This window comes from Vibrio cholerae, assembly GCF_008369605.1.
GTDB lineage: Bacteria > Pseudomonadota > Gammaproteobacteria > Enterobacterales > Vibrionaceae > Vibrio > Vibrio cholerae.
Genome location: NZ_CP043556.1, coordinates 149,788 through 167,766 on the forward strand (window position 1 = coordinate 149,788; position 17,979 = coordinate 167,766).

Sequence of the window (17,979 nt, forward strand, 5' to 3'; positions counted from 1 at the left end):
TCGTTTATGGTCGTTTTGCGGATGTTATTGCGGATGTTATTGCGGATAGAGTTATGTGGCTGTTGATTATTGCTCTTTGTGTTGTTCAATTAATCACGATTGATCGCGGTCCACGTTGGATGTTCTATCTCTCGAAGCCCACCCCGATCCTGCTGATGGCCTTGTCGATTGTGATCACCCCTAACCCATTATCCGATTTTGCGTGGTGGATCGTGGCAGGCCTTTTGCTCTCAGCGCTTGGCGACATATTACTGATGCATCCAAAGGATAAATTTGTCTCTGGTTTGCTGGCTTTTCTGCTGGCCCACATCGCTTATACGCTCGGTTTTAGCACCACCATCACCACCTTTACTTGGTGGCCGCTCGCCATTTGGTCAGCACTGGGCGTAATCGCTTTTTTACTGCTACTGCCCAACCTTGGCAAAATGACTTTTCCAGTCGCGGGCTACATTGCCGTTATCGTATTCATGGCGTGCACCGCCACAGAGTACTGGCTAGGTTATAACAACAATGCCTCACGCCTTGCTCTCATGGGGGCGGCGATGTTTATGCTTTCCGATTTGGTGCTAGCCATTGACCGATTTCGCTCTTCATCGCAGTTTTCACGACATGTGGTGATGTTTAGTTACTACAGCGCGCAGGCTTTACTAACCTTGTCCGTCATCCCCTAACCTCGGGCTTTAAACGCATCTTTCTCTAAACCATGCTTTTTCATTCTCAGATAGAGCTTTTTACGCGGCACTTGTAGGTAGTTCGCGGCATCGGCTACTCGGCCAGAAAACAGAAACAGCGCATCTTCAATCACTTGCTTTTCGTAATCGTCCACCAGCTCATCCAATGGCGACAGCATCTCTTCTTGATTGTAGAGACGCTCTTTGCCCGCCAGTTTTACAATGCCAATCGCATACAACTCCGCCACATTACGCAGCTCACGCACATTCCCCGGCCATTGGTGGGCGCGCAGCAAGGCAAGATAATGCGGCTCAACATTGGGCATGGGTTTGCCGAGCTTATAGCAGCTCTGTTTTAGGAAGTAGTGAAACAGCGCCGCAATGTCATCAGGCCTTTGACGCAGCAAAGGCACATCGATCTGCCCTTGATTGAGCAAATAGTAAAGCTCTGGCAAAAGCTGGTTTTGAGCAATTAACTGCTCGGGTGGCTGATCAATCACCGCAATCACTCGCGTTCTGGGGCGATTGAGTCGCTCTTGGTTGAGTAAACTCTGTACCACATTGCGCTGCACTTCCTCGCTGAGCAACTCAATATGGTCAATCAACAAGGTTCCACCCGCACTCTCTTGCACTTTAGGTTCAACGGTACTCCACTCGGTTTTGGCCGAAGCGACTAACTCAACCCAGGGCAAGTGACCGTTATTGGTGGTCAGTTGATGGATAAGGTAGGCGATGGTGTGCCGCCCACAGCCCGACTCCCCCACTATCACCACATGGCGATTCAGCAGCGCATATTGCGCCACATGAGAGCGAATTTGCTCCATTTGTGCAGATTTGCCGACTAATTCACGTTTGACTGAACGGGATAACAGCAGCTTCTGCTCGATGAACGAACGACGCAGCTCAAGATGTTGCTTGATCAGCGTGAGCAATTGCGGAGGATTGATCGGTTTTTCAAGAAAATCACACGCGCCCATTTTGACCGCTTCCACCGCCATCGGGATATCACCGTGTCCTGTGATCACGATGACCGGAATTTTGTCGTCTACGGCTTTGATCTGCTTGAGCAATTCCATGCCATGCAGTTGAGGCATGTACATATCCAGCAGCACGACGCCATTCCAATCGGGTTGGATGTGACTCATGGCTTGAGTAGGATCGATCACCGCTTTGGCGGTTAATCCGGCAATCGACATCAAATGTAGGTAGGAATCCAACACATCCTGATCGTCATCAATCAGCAGTACGGTACTTTTCATCTTGCTGTAACTCCAAAATAACCATTGCACCTTTTTCCAAATTAGAGGCCAGTGCAATCCGGCCTTGCATCTTTTCCACTAATGACTGGCAAATGCTCAGCCCAAGCCCCAAGCCCACCTCTTTGGTGGTGGTAAATGGGGTAAATAATTTATCAACGACTTCGTGTTCAAAACCCTGCCCACTATCAATCACCGCAATCCGCTGCATCCCTCGCTCTGTGCCTAACGCAATCAGCTTGACCCAGGGTTGCGCGCAGGTTGTTGAAGCATCGCAGCCATTCACAATCAGATTGATTAAGACCTGCTCTAAACTCAATGCATCCGCCATTACCATGAGATCATCGGGTAAGGTATTGATAAGTTTGATCTGCTGTCGTTTCGCTTTGGTTTGCACCAATACCAATGCTTGTTCTACAACGCTGTTGAGCCGCACTGGCTGCAACGATTCATCGCTGCTGTTTTTGCGGGCGAAATGGCGCAGACTGTTCACAATCTTACCCATTCGCTCAGTGAGATTTTCGATATGGTCGAGCGATGCTGCCAATTGAGCCTGTGGTGCCTCATCTAATGCCAATCGAGCTGAAAAAAGATAAGCCGACATCGCACTCAACGGCTGATTCAACTCATGGGCAAGACTGGTCATGGTCTGCCCAACGACCGCCATTTTCGCCGCTTGGATCAGCTCGCCTTGTGTTTTCTTCAAGTGCGCTTCAGCGCGCTGGCGCTCTTCGACCTCCGCTTGTAACTCACGGTTTTTCTCGCGCAGTGATTGGGTTTTCTCTTTGACTCGTTGCTCTAACAAGCGATTGGCGTGTTCTTGGTCGGTCACATCGGTGATGGTGACAATGATTTTATCGTGCAAGCCTTGGCTGTAGCGGCGCAAATAGAGGCGCAAGTAATGAGGTTTTTCTGGATTACCAAGTGATAAGGTTAAACTCTCCGCCCCTTTCTGAATTAAATTCCCTTTCGTATCAAATAATTGACCGACTTTAGGTTGTACGTGTTCAGCAAAACAGCTCCACAGCGTCAACGGTTGAGCGAGAGATTCTAAACGCAGCGTGGCCATTGCACTCGGGTTGGCGGATTCAATTTGCCCATACCGATCACAGGTGATCAGACTCGCTTGCGTGTTATTGATGAGACTCAACGCGTTAGTGCGTTCCATCTCTTCCACTTTTTTGCCATACAAGATGAGCTGTTCACTCAATGCCCCGATCTCGTCTTTACCATCCACGGTGATCGGGTGAGAAAGGTCGTTATGAATAATCGCATCCAAGCTTTCACTTAAGCGGTGTAAGCGTCCGACAATCCGTTTATGCACAAAGTAATACATCAACAACAAGCTCAAACCGATGGAGAGCCCAAAGCAGAGCAGCAGCACTCGGTTACCTTCTTGCACCAATTGAGCCGTTTGTCCTTTGACTTGTACAAACAGCGCATCCGCATTCGCCACCAAATCTGCGATTGCCGTATGCTGTTGATCGAGCTGAATTTGCAGTTGTTCACTCGTGCTCTCTAACTTTTGGGTCAGCACCACCCTATCACGCAGGCTTTGCTGAAAATCGCCCTCTAAACGCAGCACATTACGCCACTCTTCAAGCAGTTGTTGATAGGCAATTGACGATGGCTGAGTAAATAGCGGTTGGCTTAATCGGCTCAATTCATCAAGTCGATACTGCAAAACGCGCATGCCGTTATCCACTTGGGTGAGATGCTTGGCTTTCAGTAGTTCATCCACAAACAAAAAGGCTTGGGTTTCACCATCTAAGATAGTTTGAATAAGATTAATGTTCTGAAACATCACTTGGGCTTGTGGCTGGGCTGCGCCACCTCGCTCTAATTGCCACTGCAGCTCTTGGCGCATCGGCGACAGCTCCATCCCAATATCTTGATGTAGCCAATCCAACTGCTCTGCAAACAGGGCTAAACGTCGGTCGACATCAATCCGAGCCGAAACCAGATCGTTAATCTGTTGCGTGGTTTGCCGCAACTCTGTGTACCCTTGTTGCAACGCCGCTTGCTGTTCATTTTGTGGCAAACTCGCCAACGCTGCGTGGATCGCGGTGAAATCCTCTTGCAAACGCTGATATTGCTGATTGAGTGTCACTTTGCTGGTTGCACTGACGATCAGTTGAATTCGTCTGCGAATTTCTGAACTGCGGGTTTCCAATACATAGCTGGTGTTGTACTTGGGCACGCTTTGATTGAGCAGTTCCGCCACTTGATAATCCAGTCGGCTCCATGTACCCCAAGCCACTAAGCTGACGATAGTCAAAAGCGAAGTGCTGAACGCAAATGCCAGCAACAGTCTTGCGCCTATGGTGTGGCGAGTGGTCAAACTCATTGCGCTTCCTCAGCCAGCAAGATTTTCAATTCTTGGTTAGCTTGCTCAAGCTGTTTTTCCAAACGCATTTGCCATTCGTGCCCTTTTTCTGCAAGCAGCATGGCGGATTCCGCTTGCTGCTCTTCACTCAGCGCCGAGTTTGGCGCGATTTGTATGGCTAAAGCATCAACCTCTTGCTCAGTGATTGGCATGGTAAAAACCGTGCGTTCAATCTGCTCAATTTTAGCCAATACAGAAGGACGACGTGCAAACTGCGCCTTCGCTTCAAGTACCGCAAGTAGCGTATCTTTTAGTTGCGGCAGTTGCTTGGTGATGGCCAAATCGAATAAATCGTTCAGGCACTCTTCGCGGCGAATAATGCTGCCCATGGGCAAACGGGTGAATCGCTCGTTGACTAGAGACTGATCTTGTACGCTGTGTTTGGCAAAATCGTTGCCTTCCATGTTGGTTTGTACAGCGTTGGACATCAGAAGTTCGATAAATGCTTTAGCGTACTGATCGTTGTGATTTTGCCGAATTTGGGCAACATACGTCGGCATCAAGGTAAAACTTTCATCGTAAACAAACTGTACGTAGTCGAGTTTACGACCAAGGATCAGGGCATAGCTGTCAATGGTCGGGCCCACCGCAAACTGACCATTGGCGATATAGTCACTCACGCCAAAACTTCTGGCCGATGCCGTCGCCAAATTGGCACCGACGCGCAGCAAGATCTCCCATCCTTTTTGCCAGCCATATTTGGACAGTATGCTTTCCACCATCATCTGCGTGGTGCCAGAGCGTGCTGGTGTACTCATGGTGACATGCCCAAAATAGACCGGTTTCGCCAGATCGCTAAATTGCTTCGGCTCAGGCAATTGATGCGTTTTGAGATAGTCTTGATTCCACACTAATCCCGCCCCTGAATAACCGATCGTCGCCACATGTTCGGTCATCGGCAGTGCGTAAGGTTTCAACCATTCAGGGGTCTGCATCGGCTCTGGTAAGGCGGCCAACTTACCGCTCTGTGCCAAATTCTGCATCAAATATGGCGATGAACTCAGCACCAAATCAATATTCTGAATATAGCTTTTGTTGAGCAGCTGCACGCTCGACTGCGCGCGGCGGTGAATGATCTGCACTTCAATGCCTTGATAACGGCGACTGAACTCCTCCACCAAAGGCAGTAAGGGCTCACGTGAAAATGTCGTAAGGATCACCAACTCTCTCTCGGCAGCCTGAGCTTGAGTGGGTACGCCCAAACTCAGTAAGAGGCAGGGCAAAATAAAGGCAAAAATCCATCGCGGCATTAGGCAAATCCCTAGTTTTTGTGCGTTCACTCAAATCTCTGTCATTTGTTGAAAAAAAGTCGTCCACGCATTTGGGTCAACTCTGACCTTTCTGTCATTAATTTTATCAGCAATTGCTTATCCACTGAGGGCAAAATTCCCAGTTTTGACTCACAGCTAACGCGCATTTGGGTCATTTCTGTCCCAAAAAGGTGTTTTTGAGCCACAACTGGCTTTGGCTAATGATGCTTCCCGACAAACAGCTCGTTTGAAATCGTGAACTAGGGAGAGCTCTTATGCTTAATTTCTTTAAAACCCGCCCCGATCTGCCTTTACTCAGCAGCTCAAAAGCGGAAATGTTAAAACGCTACAAAAGTTATCAGTGGCAAGTCTTTATTGGCCTGATTTTCGGTTACGCCATGTTCTACGTGGTACGTATGGCGCTCGGCGTAGTGAAAAAACCGATGCTGGATGCCGGCATCGTCACCCTCGAAGAACTCGGCATCATGGGGTCGGCCTTCTTCTTCACTTACGCCTTTGGTAAGTTCCTGAACGGCTTTCTATCTGACTACGCCAACATTGGCCGCTTTATGTCGTTCTCACTGCTGCTGTCGGGCGTTGCTTCGATCTTCATGGGGATGAACACGGTCGCGTTCTTCTTCGTTCTACTGTGGGGCTTGAACGGTTGGTTCCAGTCGGTCGGTTCTGCACCATCTTGCGTCTCTATCTACCAATGGTTCTCTCCAAAGCAACGTGGTAGCCGTTACTCCATCTGGGGTGGCTCACGTAACATCGGTGAAGGTATCACTTGGATCCTAACCGCAAGCTTGGTGAGCTACTTCGGCTGGCGAGCAGGTTTCATCGGTGCGGGTATCGCGGGTGTCGTGGCTTCTCTCATCATGTTTAAGCTACTGAAAGACCGCCCACAAACTTATGGTATGCCTGATCCAGGCACAGCGTTTGAGGAAGGCACGGAAATCAAAAAAGCCAACGATCCAAAAGAAACACGCCGTGCGCAAATGTTCATCCTGAAGCAACCTGTGGTATGGCTCATCGCTCTGGCTTGTGCGGCGATGTACATCTCTCGCTACGCCATGTCTTCTTGGGCAGTGCTGTTCCTGCAAGAGCAAAAAGGCTACTCACTGATTGACGCCGGTTTTGCCATGTCCATGTACCCAACTGCGGGTCTGGCCGGTGCGATTTTGTCGGGTATCTTGTCTGACAAAGTGTTCAAAGGTAACCGTAACATCCCGAACCTGCTATACGGATTAACCAACATCGCAGGCATGTGTCTAATGTTCTTCGGCCCAGATAACCGTATCGTTGATGCGGTAGCACTGAGCATGATCGGCTTCTCGATCGGTGGTCTAGTGGTGTTCCTTGCCGGCCTTATCGCTTGTGACCTGATGCCGAAAAACGCAGTCGGCGCCGTGAAAGGTCTGATCGGTCTCTGTTCTTACATCGCTGCTTCTGCTCAAGAACTGATCTCTGCATCACTCATCACTGTGACTGAAGTCGAAGGCGTAAAACACTACGACTTCGGTAACGCTCAGTACTTCTGGCTGGCAGCGGGGGTGGTTTCAGTACTACTCGCCCTAACCGTGTGGAATGCGAAGAAAGTCGTCGATATCGACGAAGCTGAAGGCAAACCTCTGAAAACTCAAGAAGCCTCTTAATCTACGCCAAGCAGGAGCCTAGCTCCTGCTTACTTTCTCTTTTTTATTTTCTTGTTGAGCGTCGTTATAGGAATTACAACATGTGTAAAACCAAAATTGTGGCCACTTTAGGCCCTGCTAGCCAAACTCGTGAAACTTTGACTCAACTCATCCAAGCTGGCGTGAACGTGGTTCGCTTGAACTTTTCTCACGGCAGCGCTGAAGAACACATTGCTCGCGCGGAAATGGTGCGTGAGATCGCGCAGCAGCTCAATGTGAGCGTTGGCGTACTGGTTGATCTACAAGGCCCTAAAATTCGTATCGCTTGCTTTGCAGAAGGCGCGATTCAACTCGCCGCTGGCGACACCTTTATTCTTGATGGCCATTTAGATGGTCAAGCCGGCACACAAGAGCGCGTGGGTTTAGACTACCCAGAACTGATTGATGATCTAAACGTAGGCAACATCCTGCTCCTCGATGATGGCCGCATTCAACTGGAAGTCACGGCCGTCGATACGCAAGCTCGCCTTGTTCACACCATCGCACTCAATAGTGGCAAACTGTCCAATCGTAAAGGCATTAACTTGCTCGGCGGCGGTCTTTCCGCTCCGGCTCTCACAGAAAAAGACAAGCTCGACATCATTACTGCGGCGGAGCTGCAAGCGGACTTCTTAGCCGTCTCTTTCCCACGCAATGCGGAAGATATTGAATACGCGCGCCAACTCGCCACTCAAGCAGGTTGCCATGCGCACATTGTCGCCAAAGTTGAGCGCGCAGAAGTGGTAGCCAGTGAAGAAGCGATGGACAGCGTTATTCGCGCATCAGATGTGATCATGGTGGCGCGGGGTGATTTGGGCGTAGAAATTGGTGATGCTCGTTTGCCAAGCGTACAAAAAGCGCTGATCGCGCGTGCTAAGCACTTAGGTAAACCGGTCATCACCGCCACGCAAATGATGGAATCGATGATCGAAAATCCATTGCCGACACGTGCAGAAGTGTTAGACGTGGCGAATGCGGTGATTGATGGTACTGACGCGATCATGCTTTCTGCGGAATCGGCAGCGGGACGTTACCCTGTTGAAGCAGTACAAGCCATGGTGCGCATCGCCCAAGGGGTTGAGCACGAAACTCACTGTGCGCAAAATTGTTGGGATGCGCTACAGCATCTGTGCAGCGATGCGGGCAAAAGCTTCGCTCTGTCATCGATGATTTCAGCATCCAAAGTCAATAAAGATCTCGGTGTTGCGATTGTGACTGAGCAAGGAGAAACGCCGCTTTTGATGTCACGCTGTCAAAGCCAAGCCACCATTTGGGCGGTGTCTGATAAACCTGCGCTACTGCGTAAGCTTGCTATTTTGCGTGGTGTCACACCGACCTATTTCCCACATTTAGATAAGCAAGGTGATATTGCGACTCAACTGATTCATTTGCTGCGTAAACCCGCACAAGAGAAAAAAATCGCCTCGATTTTGGTCACTCAACTGGAATCGGTCGAAGGGGTTGGTCACGTCAACGTGTGCCGACTACTGAATTTGGCGCAGCAGGAAGCCCTGTTCGCCTAACCCAATAAGTAACGCGGAAAGTAGGGTTTCGCGTTACTTATATCCCCCAAAACTTTGTAATCATACTCTCCCAAATGCTCCACATAGGGATTTGGCCTGCGCTTGTCGCAGGTCTTTTTTTATTCTTTACTCAGCAAATCCAATGCATTACGCAAAGCCTGCTTGGCATTTTCTACCGCATCAACCAGAGGCGTTTGTTGATATGCCGCGGCAGGCGAATCGGCTTTCTCGATTTGCTGGCACAGTTGGTAGAGTTGCGTTAGCCACAATGCGCTAGCAGAACCTTTCAATTTATGAGCTTGGCTTTTGATCTGCGCATCGTTATCGCGCTCTGCCTCGCACAGAACGAAAAACTCAGCACACCCTTGTTCAAAATAGCCAACAATCTCACGCATTTTCTCCACACCAAGGATCTGCACATCCTGCTCAAATTTGGCATGCTCCAGTACCGCGACACATTCTTTGCGCGCAGCTTGCGCTTCAGGCGAAGGCTCGCCCTGCGGTTGGGCATTATCGAAGATGCTGCTTGTATCGTGGCTATCGGCTTTATCGCGCATATCGGCATCATCTCCGCTCTTCGCCGTTAACTGTTGACGCAACATGGCGGCTAATTGTTCTTTGACCAGCGGTTTAGGCAGATAGCCATCAAATCCTGCCGCTAAGTATCCGGCCACTTCTTCATTAAACACGTGGGCAGAAACGGCAATAAACGGAATCACCGCATTGTGAATACTGTCTTCCATTTGTCGCAGGTCGCGCAGCAGATCCACCCCATTGCCATCGGGCAGATGAATATCAAGCAGAGCAATATCAAAGCGTTGTTGCTGAAAGCAGAGTTTCGCCTCTTGCACACTTTTCGCGAGAGTCACTTGATGACCTAGGCTGGTTAAAAAACCTTGCGCAACCAAACAGTTGACTTCGTTATCTTCGACCAGCAGCACGTTAGCCACAGGCACATCATCTACGGCTAAGGCGGGCGTTTCAACTGGCTCTCCCACTGGTAGCGGTAAGGTAAACCAAAAACAGCTGCCTTGACCGAGCTGCGAAGCGAGTTGTAACTCGCCCCCCATCGCCTGCACCAACTTACGGCTTATCGCTAAGCCTAACCCCGTCCCTCCAAGCTTGCGCCGTCCGGCGTCAGCTTGGGTAAAGGCATCAAATAAAGTCGCTTGCTCTTCCTCGGCAATCCCAATGCCCGAATCTTCCACCGCAAAGCGAATGCCTTGACCATCGGGGGCGAGGCGGACACGAATACGCACTTCGCCCTGCTCAGTAAACTTGATCCCGTTGCCAACCAAATTATTAAGCACTTGCCCGATACGAATCTCATCCCCTTGCCAGTATTGGGTGACATCCTCATCAATGTGGTAAGTGAGGGTGATGCCTTTTTCTCGCGCCCGGCTTTGCATCAGCTCATGGGTTTCACGCACTAATCGATACAAATCGAAATGAGTGTGATGGATTTCCAGATGCCCCGCTTCGATTTTGGAGTAATCGAGCACGTCGTTCAGGATCGCCAGCAGCGATCGTCCGCTGCGGTTAATCACTTGTACATAGTGCTGCTGAGTGCAGGTCAGCGTGGTATCTTGCAGTAGACGCGCCGTGCCTAACACCCCATTCATCGGTGTGCGAATTTCATGGCTCATGGTGGCCAAGAAGGCAGATTTGGCACGGCTGGCCTGCTCCGCTTGCTGGCGCGCTTTGGCGTGGTTCAGCACCTCTTGATTGAGCTTATGGTTCATCTCGCTCAATTGACATGTACGCTGTTCAACCAACTCTTCCAAATGTTCTTTGTGCTGTTGCAACTCGCGTTTGGCTAATACTTCACTCTCTGCTACCACTTTGAGCGCTTTGGCGGTATCGCGCGCATGGGCAATCGCCTGCCCCATCTGACCCAGTTCATCATTTCCTTGAGTTGAAACGTCGACGTCGAGTTGCCCTTTTGCCACCGAGAGCAGCGCGGCGGTGTGTTGATCGAGACGCTGGATGACCGAGCGATAAACGACCTTCCACACGATCCACACCACAATCACAAGGCCGAGTAACCCCAGCACGGTGAGGATCAATTGCGCGTAATAGAGGGTGTTAGAGAGTTTACTTACCGCGGCGGTGGTCACTTGATTTGACGCATCCACCAGCTGATTGACCGTGTTATTGAGCTTGGCGAATTGGGTCAAGGTATCGTGCTGTAATTGCTGCGCGGCTTGTTCATTGCTGTAGCGCTGTTTCAATAGTTCGAATACGATTCGGCGCTTCTCCAACCCTCTCAGCAAGCTCACCATTTGTTTGGAGCGCGTTGGGTCTTCCACCGCTTGCACACGGCGCTGCATAATGCTCAAGTTGGCGGCAAATTCACTATCTAACGCCAAAATCCGCTCTAAATCGGTCACGGTTTGCGTCTCTTCTATCTCATTGAGCACTTTAAACGCCAACAGATGCAGCTCATGTAAGCGTTCCGCTAAATCCAAATCGACTTCCACCAGATTGTCTAACGCCTGATAAACCTGCGCTTGCTGGTGCTTTTGCAATAAATCGTAGATGTGCGTGACATTCGCGATTGCAATCGTGCTGGTGTTGAGCACTTGGGTACGGGTTAGCTGCTCCAGCTCTTGTGCCAATTTGCGCATCTCTTTGACGCTTGTACTCAATTGGCTCTCCAAAGTGAGTCGGTGCTCAACGCGCCGTCCTAATTGCGCCAGTGTATCAATCACGTTTTGTACGTCTTGCTCTAATCTATCCAGCAACACGCTATCAAACGCCTCTTCTCCCAGTTGCTGGATATGAGTGAGCAAAGTCTCCAACTGCGAAAAAACCTTCTGCCCAGCGGCTTGGTGTTCTTGCTCATTTTTGGCGTTAGAAAGAGTCTGTACAGAAGCAATGATTTGATGACTGAGCTCAGCGACTTGGCGCGCCTCGATCATCGAAGGAATGGCATTATTGACCACATCACGTTCAGTTTTGGCAACCAGAGAAAAACCTAGAACGCCGATCAGCGCTGAGAGAAGCACGAGCAACGCCATCGCGCTAAAAGAAAATAAGAGCTTGCGACCAATACTGGCTTTGGCGAGACGCATGGGGAAAACCTTCTTGTTGACTTCTTCTGCGTGGCGGATTGGGCTATATTGTGCAGTGTTTACTCCGGTTCGCCAACGAATAACCTCATGCCAAATCTGCGTTTGCACTCATTTTCACTGATTTCTGCACTTTTGCTGCTCTCTGCACTGCCAGCGGCTGCGGCGGAAAAACTCTGTGCGCTTTACCCTCATCTTAAAGATTCTTACTGGCTGTCGGTCAACTACGGCATGGTGGAGGAAGCACGTAAGCTCAACCTCAACTTGCGCGTTATGGAGGCAGGTGGCTACCCGAATCACCACAAACAGCAGCAACAAATTGCCCTGTGTGTACGTTGGGGAGCTGACGCCATTTTGCTTGGCACCGTATCACCCGAACTGTACCAAGATGATTTAGCCCACTACACCCGCTCCGTTCCTGTGTTTGCTACAGTGAATCAGTTGCGGTTGAATGAGCAACAGCAAGAGCACCTAAAAGGCGAAGTGGGCGTTGATTGGTATTGGATGGGATTTTACGCAGGGGAATATTTAGCGCGTAAACACCCTAAAGGCAGCGGCGAAATTAAGATTGTGGTGCTACCCGGCCCCGCTTCGAGTGGCGGAACAAAGCCCGTTTTACAAGGGCTGGAAGAGGCGATTCGTCACAGCGATGTGCGTATTACGGAAATCTTGTGGGCGGACAACGATAAAGAGCTGCAACGCAATTTGATACAGCAAGCCTTAGAGCAACCGGACGTGCGTTATTTGGTTGGCAGTGCGGTGGCGATTGAAGCGGCGATCAGCGAATTGCGTTCACTCAACAAAAGTGACCAAATCGGCCTTATCGCAACCTATTTGAGTCATGGCGTTTATCGCGGATTACTGCGAGGGCGCGTAGAGTTTGCCCCAACCGATCAAATGGTCGAACAAGGTCGGCTTTCCGTACGCCAAGCCGCCGCGTTTTTACGCAACAAACCGTACGCGACACAACAAGCACCTAAGATTGAAGCGTTAACCCCCAAGCACCTAGAGAGAAAGATCATTGCAGATTCGTTATCTCCGTCCGAATACAGGCCCGTATTTCAAGTAAAAGCGGTTGAATAAACTCGAAAATTTGGTTATCAAACCTCTCATCCAAAATCATTAGGAAATGTACCCATGAAAAAAACCACCCGCACTATGGCAGCGCACAAACACGTTGCTCTTGTGGCTCACGATAACTGCAAAGGTGAACTGCTGCGCTGGGTAACAGAGAACAAGGAAAAACTGCAACGCCATTTCCTGTATGCCACTGGCACCACGGGGCATATGCTCAGTAAAGAAACGGGACTGGCGATCAAAAGTATGATCAGCGGCCCAATGGGCGGTGATCAGCAACTGGGCGCGTTAATTTCTGAAGGCAAAATTGATGTGCTGATTTTCTTTTGGGATCCACTTAATGCCGTTCCGCATGATCCGGATGTGAAAGCGCTGCTGCGTATCGCCAGTGTGTGGAATATTCCCGTCGCCACCAACCGCGCCAGTGCTAAGTTCTTGTTTTCATCGTCTTTGATGGAGCAGGAAGTGCAAATTGAAATTCCGGATTACCAAGCTTATCTCGCTGAACGCACCTAACACTTGGCCTAATCGCAACCATGGCTATGTCTTGAGATAGCCATGGTTATAAAGCCTGAGGTAAAGCATTAACCGGCAAGCAACTGCTGAGAAGTGATCAACTGACACCCTGCCGTTTGCATCGCGTGCCACGCTGTCGCGCAATCGCCCGCATTCAGTTCAACCCCTCGACACGCATCCTGAATGACCCAAGTTTTAAAGTAGAGGGAAACCGCATCCAGCGCGGTATATTTCACACAGTAGTCGGTCGCCAAACCTGCAATGTAAACCTCTGAAATTCCATGATTACTCAAGTATTCGGCCAATCCCGTAGCATGGAAACGTTGGTTATCAAAAAAGCCACTGTAGCTGTCCACATCAAGATGGGTGCCTTTGGTGACAATGTGCGTAATTCGCTGCACATCTAAGCCAGCTATAAATTCTGCACCATGGGTATTTTGCACGCAGTGATCAGGCCACATCACTTGTGGAATGCCATTAAGGTCAATGACTTCGCCCGGAGTTTTCCCCTGCACGGACGCAAAACTCGCGTGTTTGGCTGGGTGCCAATCTTTGGTGGCAATCACATGTTCAAAGAGCGGAAGCAATTGATTAATCACAGGGACGATCGCATCGCCATCCGGCACAGGCAGCGCACCGCTGGGTGAAAAATCATTTTGGACATCAACTAACAGAAGTGCTTTGCTCATCGCCTCGTTTCCTTTATCGGGAGTGGGGTATGTGTATTTAATGGACCTTATTGGTTTTTACCCAAACTACTTGGCGTTGCAGCTTCAAGTAGGAAGGGTATAGGCCGCCACTTTACAAAACTCATTGCAGAGTGAAAAGGAAATCTTCCCATTTCTCCATACCCAAATGACTTGGCGCTGCGACTTGAGTTTGGGCACAGATTAGCGATTTCATCACTATCTTAACGCCGATTAACACTGCCGATGTTTCCGTTAAGAGTATATAATCACACGCTTATTTCCACTGACTAACTGAGTTCTCCGCATGAAACACTCTCGTACTGGCTTAAGTCGCATTATTTACGCCACTGGATATTCGATGAAAGGCTTTGCCGCAGCATGGAAAAATGAAGCCGCGTTTCGTCAGGAAGTTACCTTAGCACTCCCTTTGATCGCGTTGAGTTTTTTTCTGCCCGTAAGCACGATTGAACAGGTGTTAATGGTGGGCAGTTTAGTGTTGATCTTGATTGCGGAATTACTCAACTCAGCGATTGAAGCTGTGGTGGATCGCATTGGTGCTGAACGTCACGAATTGAGCGGGCGCGCCAAGGATATTGGCTCTGCTGCGGTTTTTGTTTCGCTCTGTTTTGCCGCGTTTACTTGGACGTGGATCCTACTGTAAATATTCCCTCATGTTGATTTAAAGGTTTGCTCAAGCAAACCTTTTTTATTGCGCTACGCTTACTGAGTTCAATTCTGAACCTCCTCTAACTATTCTCTTAAGTATTCTCTTAAGTATTCATTAAGCTTGAATCGGTAGGATGAGATCAATGCATAACGTAAAGGAGCGCATTATGTCACTACTCAAAATTTCTCGTCTGTTCGCTATTACTTCTCTTGGCTTAGTTTCTGCGGCAGCATTCGCTGACCCGACTTGTACAACAGAACCCGAAAGCAGTTGGATTCCTTTTGAACAAGCTCAGCAACAAGTGGAAGATATGGGCTATAAGATTAAAGTGTTCAAAATCACCAAAACCAGTTGCTATGAATTGTATGGTCACGACCAAGAGGGTAAACGAGTCGAAATCTATTTCAACCCAACCAATATGGAGAAAGTAAAAGAGGAAAAAGATGGCTAAACCATACACATGGGATCTTTTTGTTCGAGTAACGCATTGGTTGGTTGCCGCCCTTTTCTTGGCTAATTTTTTTGCAATTGAAGAGGGCAGTGATTTACACGAATGGGTTGGCTATGTGGTTATGGGAGCCATTATCCTGCGTTTAGGCTGGGGGGTAATCACTCACTCCCCTGCTCGGCTAACGGCTTTTACGCCATCCATTCCCAAAGCCATTGAGCACATTAAAGAAGTGGTGCGAACCAAACAAGATAATCACACTGGGCATAACCCTGCTGGTGCGATTATGATTTGGGCAATGTGGTTTTTACTGCTCGCCACCGGTTTATCGGGTTGGATGAGTGAGTGGGATCTGTTTTGGGGTGAAGACTGGATTAAAGAGGTGCATGAAACCTTAGCTAATCTGACCATGGCTGCCGTTGCCGTCCATGTGTCAGCAGTCATTATTATGTCTAAATTTACTGGGCATCCTTATGTGCATGGAATGCTGATCGGGCATAAAACATCTTCACAAAATAGTGAACAGTCTTAATTGAAAAAGGCGAGCTTAGCTCGCCTTTTCTCTCCATTTAAAATTATTCCAAATTCTATTTTTGCTTAACAACCGGATAGTCATCATTCAACAGCTCTTGAACAAAGCTGGAGCCGTTGCCGTTATAAGTCACCCACACTTTCTCTTTGGCACGAGTCAACGCGACATAGAATAAGCGCCGCTCTTCGGCATACGGGAAATCATCCTCACTTTGATTCAACGCATCATCCAAATGCAAAGCTTTCACGCGAGCGGGGAATTGGCCTTCATCGACCGCCAAAATAATCACATAATCCGCCTCTTTGCCTTTGCTGGCATGGCAAGTCATAAAATCGAGCTTGAGAGAGAGATAACGATTCTGCCAATCTTTCAGTAACTCAGGTTTATGGTAGTGATTACGACCAAGCAATAGCACGGTTTTCAGCTTATTGGTGGATCGATTGATTTCATCCAATATTTTTTCAATCGAATGGTTCGGTGCCAGCATGACCGCTTTTTGCTTCTGGGTTTTAAAGCTATTGAGCGTTTTGGGTAACTGATGCGGATTTTGCTGAATAAAGCGGTTGGCGACCGCACCAATCTGATCATTAAAACGATAAGTAGTATCGAGATGGTGCACCGTCGAATGCGCAAAACGTGACGCAAAACCGGTGGTCAAATCCACATCGGAACCCGCAAATTGGTAGATGGATTGCCAATCATCACCGACCGCAAACAGGTTACACTGGCCTTGGTTTTGCTCACACAGCGCTTGTAGCAAGCGTAAACGCTGCGGCGAGATGTCTTGATACTCATCGACCATAATAAATTTCCACGGCGAGCGGAATTTGCCTTTTTCCACATACTCGGTCGCTCTGGTGATCATGATGTTGAAATCAATCTGGTTTTGATCTTTAAGCATCTGCTGCCACGCTTGATAGCACGGCCAGCATAAGGAAAGCTCGCTGTTTAAGCGTGGATAGTCATCGTGATCCACCAGCCGCTCTTGCAACTCTTTTTTACTCAATCCCATTTGTGCCAATTGATCGAGCTGCTTCTCGAGCCATGCGATCAATTTCGGGTTTTCTACGTGGCTACCCAGCTCATCATCCCCTGCCAGATACGCAATCGGCCATTTGGCGAGATGTTTTTGCCAGCGTTTAAAATTGGTCGGGGTCATCCAGTGGCGCTTTAACCAATCAATACACCAAGCCTGCTTGAGTTTGCTGTCATTCGCGAGTGGCGACATGATCACCGTTTTGCCTTCCACTCGGTTGATAATGCGCAGACCCAACTGATGGAAGGTATTGATGTGCAAACGCTCAGCTTCCAAACCAATTTTGTTTTTTAAGCGCTCGGCCATCTCTTGTGCCGCATCGCGTGCAAAAGCGACCAACAAAATTTGCTCTGGTTTCGCCAAATGGCTCTGCAATAAATAGGAAACGCGCGCAGTCAGTACGCTGGTTTTACCTGAACCTGCGCCCGCCAACACTAAGTTGTGATCGTCATTCAGCAGCACAGCGTATTGTTGCGAGACGTTGAGCGGCGACGATTCACACTGGGAAAACAAGACTGTCCAGTTCGCGCGTTCTATCTCTAGCCAAGCTTTATTACGCTCATACAGCGTCGCGGAGGTATCGAGCAGCCAAGGCAGTAAGGTATCGAAAACCGTGGGCAGATGTTTTTGCGCTTCATGCAGCGTCATGTCCATCAGTTTTAAATCGGCATACACTTGCGCGACCCAAGCTTCAACGGAGGAGTGGGATAGAAAAGACGGCAGGCGCTTTAGACGAGACAACTCTTGCTGCCAACGCGGAAAATAGAGGCTCAATTGCTCACATTGGCGATTGTGCCACGCTTGATAATGCGCCACTAATTGGTGCGCAAAATGGCGACACTCCGGCCAAGGAAGACCTTGTACCAGCCAACTGCGCTGCACGCCCTCTTCGGGATGAGCAAAAAACTGCAACGTTCCCCAAAACACGCCTCTGCGGATCTGCACTTCACCGTTCCAGACATGAAAGGGAATACGTTCTTCGCTACTGAGCGAAGTTAACACCAACCACTCTTTCTCAAGCTGGACTTGGTAATATTCATTGGCAATAAAAAATTGTGCAGTCTTATTCGCATTCAGCTGCATTGGTAAAAGCCCACTAACAAAGTTGTCGGCAATCATACCCCAAACTCCGGTGCCGATGAAAAGATAATGTCAATATTCTTAACGGTTAACGAGCATAGCGC

General features: G+C 49.1%; 14 protein-coding genes. 8 read left to right on the top strand and 6 right to left on the bottom strand.

Features of this window, described 5'->3' with window-relative positions:
• Window positions 1-53 precede the first annotated feature (53 nt).
• Window positions 54-671, top strand: coding sequence for a lysoplasmalogenase (locus F0316_RS14830; RefSeq protein WP_001912281.1), 618 nt, complete (start codon window positions 54-56; stop codon window positions 669-671).
• On the opposite strand, the gene F0316_RS14835 is transcribed toward F0316_RS14830, so the two are convergent.
• From F0316_RS14835 to F0316_RS14845, 3 genes are read right to left on the bottom strand one after another with little or no spacing between them, the layout of a single operon-like run.
• Window positions 668-1,930: a sigma-54-dependent transcriptional regulator gene (locus tag F0316_RS14835; protein WP_000843516.1), complete on the bottom strand. Its 1,263-nt coding sequence runs from the start codon at window positions 1,928-1,930 to the stop codon at window positions 668-670. The two genes, F0316_RS14830 and F0316_RS14835, sit on opposite strands and share 4 nt — an antisense overlap.
• Window positions 1,905-4,274 (bottom strand): ATP-binding protein, encoded by a 2,370-nt coding sequence (locus tag F0316_RS14840; protein WP_149560652.1) that lies wholly within the window; start codon window positions 4,272-4,274, stop codon window positions 1,905-1,907. Before F0316_RS14840 ends, F0316_RS14835 begins: the two co-directional genes overlap by 26 nt.
• On the bottom strand, window positions 4,271-5,563 hold the full coding sequence (locus F0316_RS14845) for an ABC transporter substrate-binding protein (protein ID WP_001138400.1): 1,293 nt from the start codon (window positions 5,561-5,563) through the stop codon (window positions 4,271-4,273). The genes F0316_RS14840 and F0316_RS14845 overlap by 4 nt, the downstream gene beginning before the upstream one ends.
• Before the next feature lie 275 nt (window positions 5,564-5,838).
• Here F0316_RS14845 and F0316_RS14850 point away from each other — a divergent pair, with 275 nt between their 5' ends.
• Entirely contained in the window at window positions 5,839-7,218 is a 1,380-nt protein-coding gene (locus tag F0316_RS14850; RefSeq protein ID WP_000931483.1) for an MFS transporter, read from the top strand.
• 80 nt (window positions 7,219-7,298) lie between these two features.
• Complete coding sequence (gene pyk / locus F0316_RS14855; RefSeq protein WP_149560653.1) at window positions 7,299-8,759, top strand: pyruvate kinase; 1,461 nt, start codon at window positions 7,299-7,301, stop codon at window positions 8,757-8,759.
• A 119-nt stretch (window positions 8,760-8,878) separates the two neighbouring features.
• Here pyk and torS read toward each other — a convergent pair whose 3' ends face one another.
• Entirely contained in the window at window positions 8,879-11,833 is a 2,955-nt protein-coding gene (gene torS, locus F0316_RS14860) for a TMAO reductase system sensor histidine kinase/response regulator TorS (protein WP_149560654.1), read from the bottom strand.
• A gap of 87 nt (window positions 11,834-11,920) precedes the next feature.
• On the opposite strand from torS, the gene torT reads away from it, so the two are divergent.
• Complete coding sequence (torT, locus tag F0316_RS14865; RefSeq protein ID WP_046126078.1) at window positions 11,921-12,913, top strand: TMAO reductase system periplasmic protein TorT; 993 nt, start codon at window positions 11,921-11,923, stop codon at window positions 12,911-12,913.
• A 54-nt stretch (window positions 12,914-12,967) separates the two neighbouring features.
• Window positions 12,968-13,423, top strand: coding sequence for a methylglyoxal synthase (locus F0316_RS14870; protein ID WP_000754102.1), 456 nt, complete (start codon window positions 12,968-12,970; stop codon window positions 13,421-13,423).
• Between the two features lie 68 nt (window positions 13,424-13,491).
• On the opposite strand, the gene pncA is transcribed toward F0316_RS14870, so the two are convergent.
• Complete coding sequence (gene pncA / locus F0316_RS14875) at window positions 13,492-14,112, bottom strand: bifunctional nicotinamidase/pyrazinamidase (protein ID WP_000030356.1); 621 nt, start codon at window positions 14,110-14,112, stop codon at window positions 13,492-13,494.
• Between the two features lie 304 nt (window positions 14,113-14,416).
• Here pncA and F0316_RS14880 point away from each other — a divergent pair, with 304 nt between their 5' ends.
• The 3 genes from F0316_RS14880 to F0316_RS14890 all read left to right on the top strand — a co-directional run bounded on the left by F0316_RS14880 (window position 14,417) and on the right by F0316_RS14890 (window position 15,759).
• Window positions 14,417-14,773: a diacylglycerol kinase gene (locus F0316_RS14880; protein WP_000682928.1), complete on the top strand. Its 357-nt coding sequence runs from the start codon at window positions 14,417-14,419 to the stop codon at window positions 14,771-14,773.
• Between the two features lie 172 nt (window positions 14,774-14,945).
• Window positions 14,946-15,230, top strand: coding sequence for a PepSY domain-containing protein (locus tag F0316_RS14885; RefSeq protein WP_000054775.1), 285 nt, complete (start codon window positions 14,946-14,948; stop codon window positions 15,228-15,230).
• Complete coding sequence (locus F0316_RS14890) at window positions 15,223-15,759, top strand: cytochrome b/b6 domain-containing protein (protein WP_001118402.1); 537 nt, start codon at window positions 15,223-15,225, stop codon at window positions 15,757-15,759. The genes F0316_RS14885 and F0316_RS14890 overlap by 8 nt, the downstream gene beginning before the upstream one ends.
• A 55-nt stretch (window positions 15,760-15,814) precedes the next feature.
• On the opposite strand, the gene helD is transcribed toward F0316_RS14890, so the two are convergent.
• A complete protein-coding gene (gene helD, locus F0316_RS14895) occupies window positions 15,815-17,878 on the bottom strand; it encodes a DNA helicase IV (RefSeq protein ID WP_149560869.1) in 2,064 nt (687 codons plus the stop codon).
• Window positions 17,879-17,979: the final 101 nt, after the last annotated feature.

Excerpts from the sequence above, each read along its gene's own strand:
- F0316_RS14830 (WP_001912281.1), top strand. The coding sequence starts at position 54 with ATGTGGCTGTTGATTATTGCTCTTTGTGTTGTTCAATTAATCACGATT.
- F0316_RS14835 (WP_000843516.1), bottom strand. The coding sequence starts at position 1,930 with ATGAAAAGTACCGTACTGCTGATTGATGACGATCAGGATGTGTTGGAT.
- F0316_RS14840 (WP_149560652.1), bottom strand. The coding sequence starts at position 4,274 with ATGAGTTTGACCACTCGCCACACCATAGGCGCAAGACTGTTGCTGGCA.
- F0316_RS14845 (WP_001138400.1), bottom strand. The coding sequence starts at position 5,563 with ATGCCGCGATGGATTTTTGCCTTTATTTTGCCCTGCCTCTTACTGAGT.
- F0316_RS14850 (WP_000931483.1), top strand. The coding sequence starts at position 5,839 with ATGCTTAATTTCTTTAAAACCCGCCCCGATCTGCCTTTACTCAGCAGC.
- pyk (WP_149560653.1), top strand. The coding sequence starts at position 7,299 with ATGTGTAAAACCAAAATTGTGGCCACTTTAGGCCCTGCTAGCCAAACT.
- torS (WP_149560654.1), bottom strand. The coding sequence starts at position 11,833 with ATGCGTCTCGCCAAAGCCAGTATTGGTCGCAAGCTCTTATTTTCTTTT.
- torT (WP_046126078.1), top strand. The coding sequence starts at position 11,921 with ATGCCAAATCTGCGTTTGCACTCATTTTCACTGATTTCTGCACTTTTG.
- F0316_RS14870 (WP_000754102.1), top strand. The coding sequence starts at position 12,968 with ATGAAAAAAACCACCCGCACTATGGCAGCGCACAAACACGTTGCTCTT.
- pncA (WP_000030356.1), bottom strand. The coding sequence starts at position 14,112 with ATGAGCAAAGCACTTCTGTTAGTTGATGTCCAAAATGATTTTTCACCC.
- F0316_RS14880 (WP_000682928.1), top strand. The coding sequence starts at position 14,417 with ATGAAACACTCTCGTACTGGCTTAAGTCGCATTATTTACGCCACTGGA.
- F0316_RS14885 (WP_000054775.1), top strand. The coding sequence starts at position 14,946 with ATGTCACTACTCAAAATTTCTCGTCTGTTCGCTATTACTTCTCTTGGC.
- F0316_RS14890 (WP_001118402.1), top strand. The coding sequence starts at position 15,223 with ATGGCTAAACCATACACATGGGATCTTTTTGTTCGAGTAACGCATTGG.
- helD (WP_149560869.1), bottom strand. The coding sequence starts at position 17,878 with ATGCAGCTGAATGCGAATAAGACTGCACAATTTTTTATTGCCAATGAA.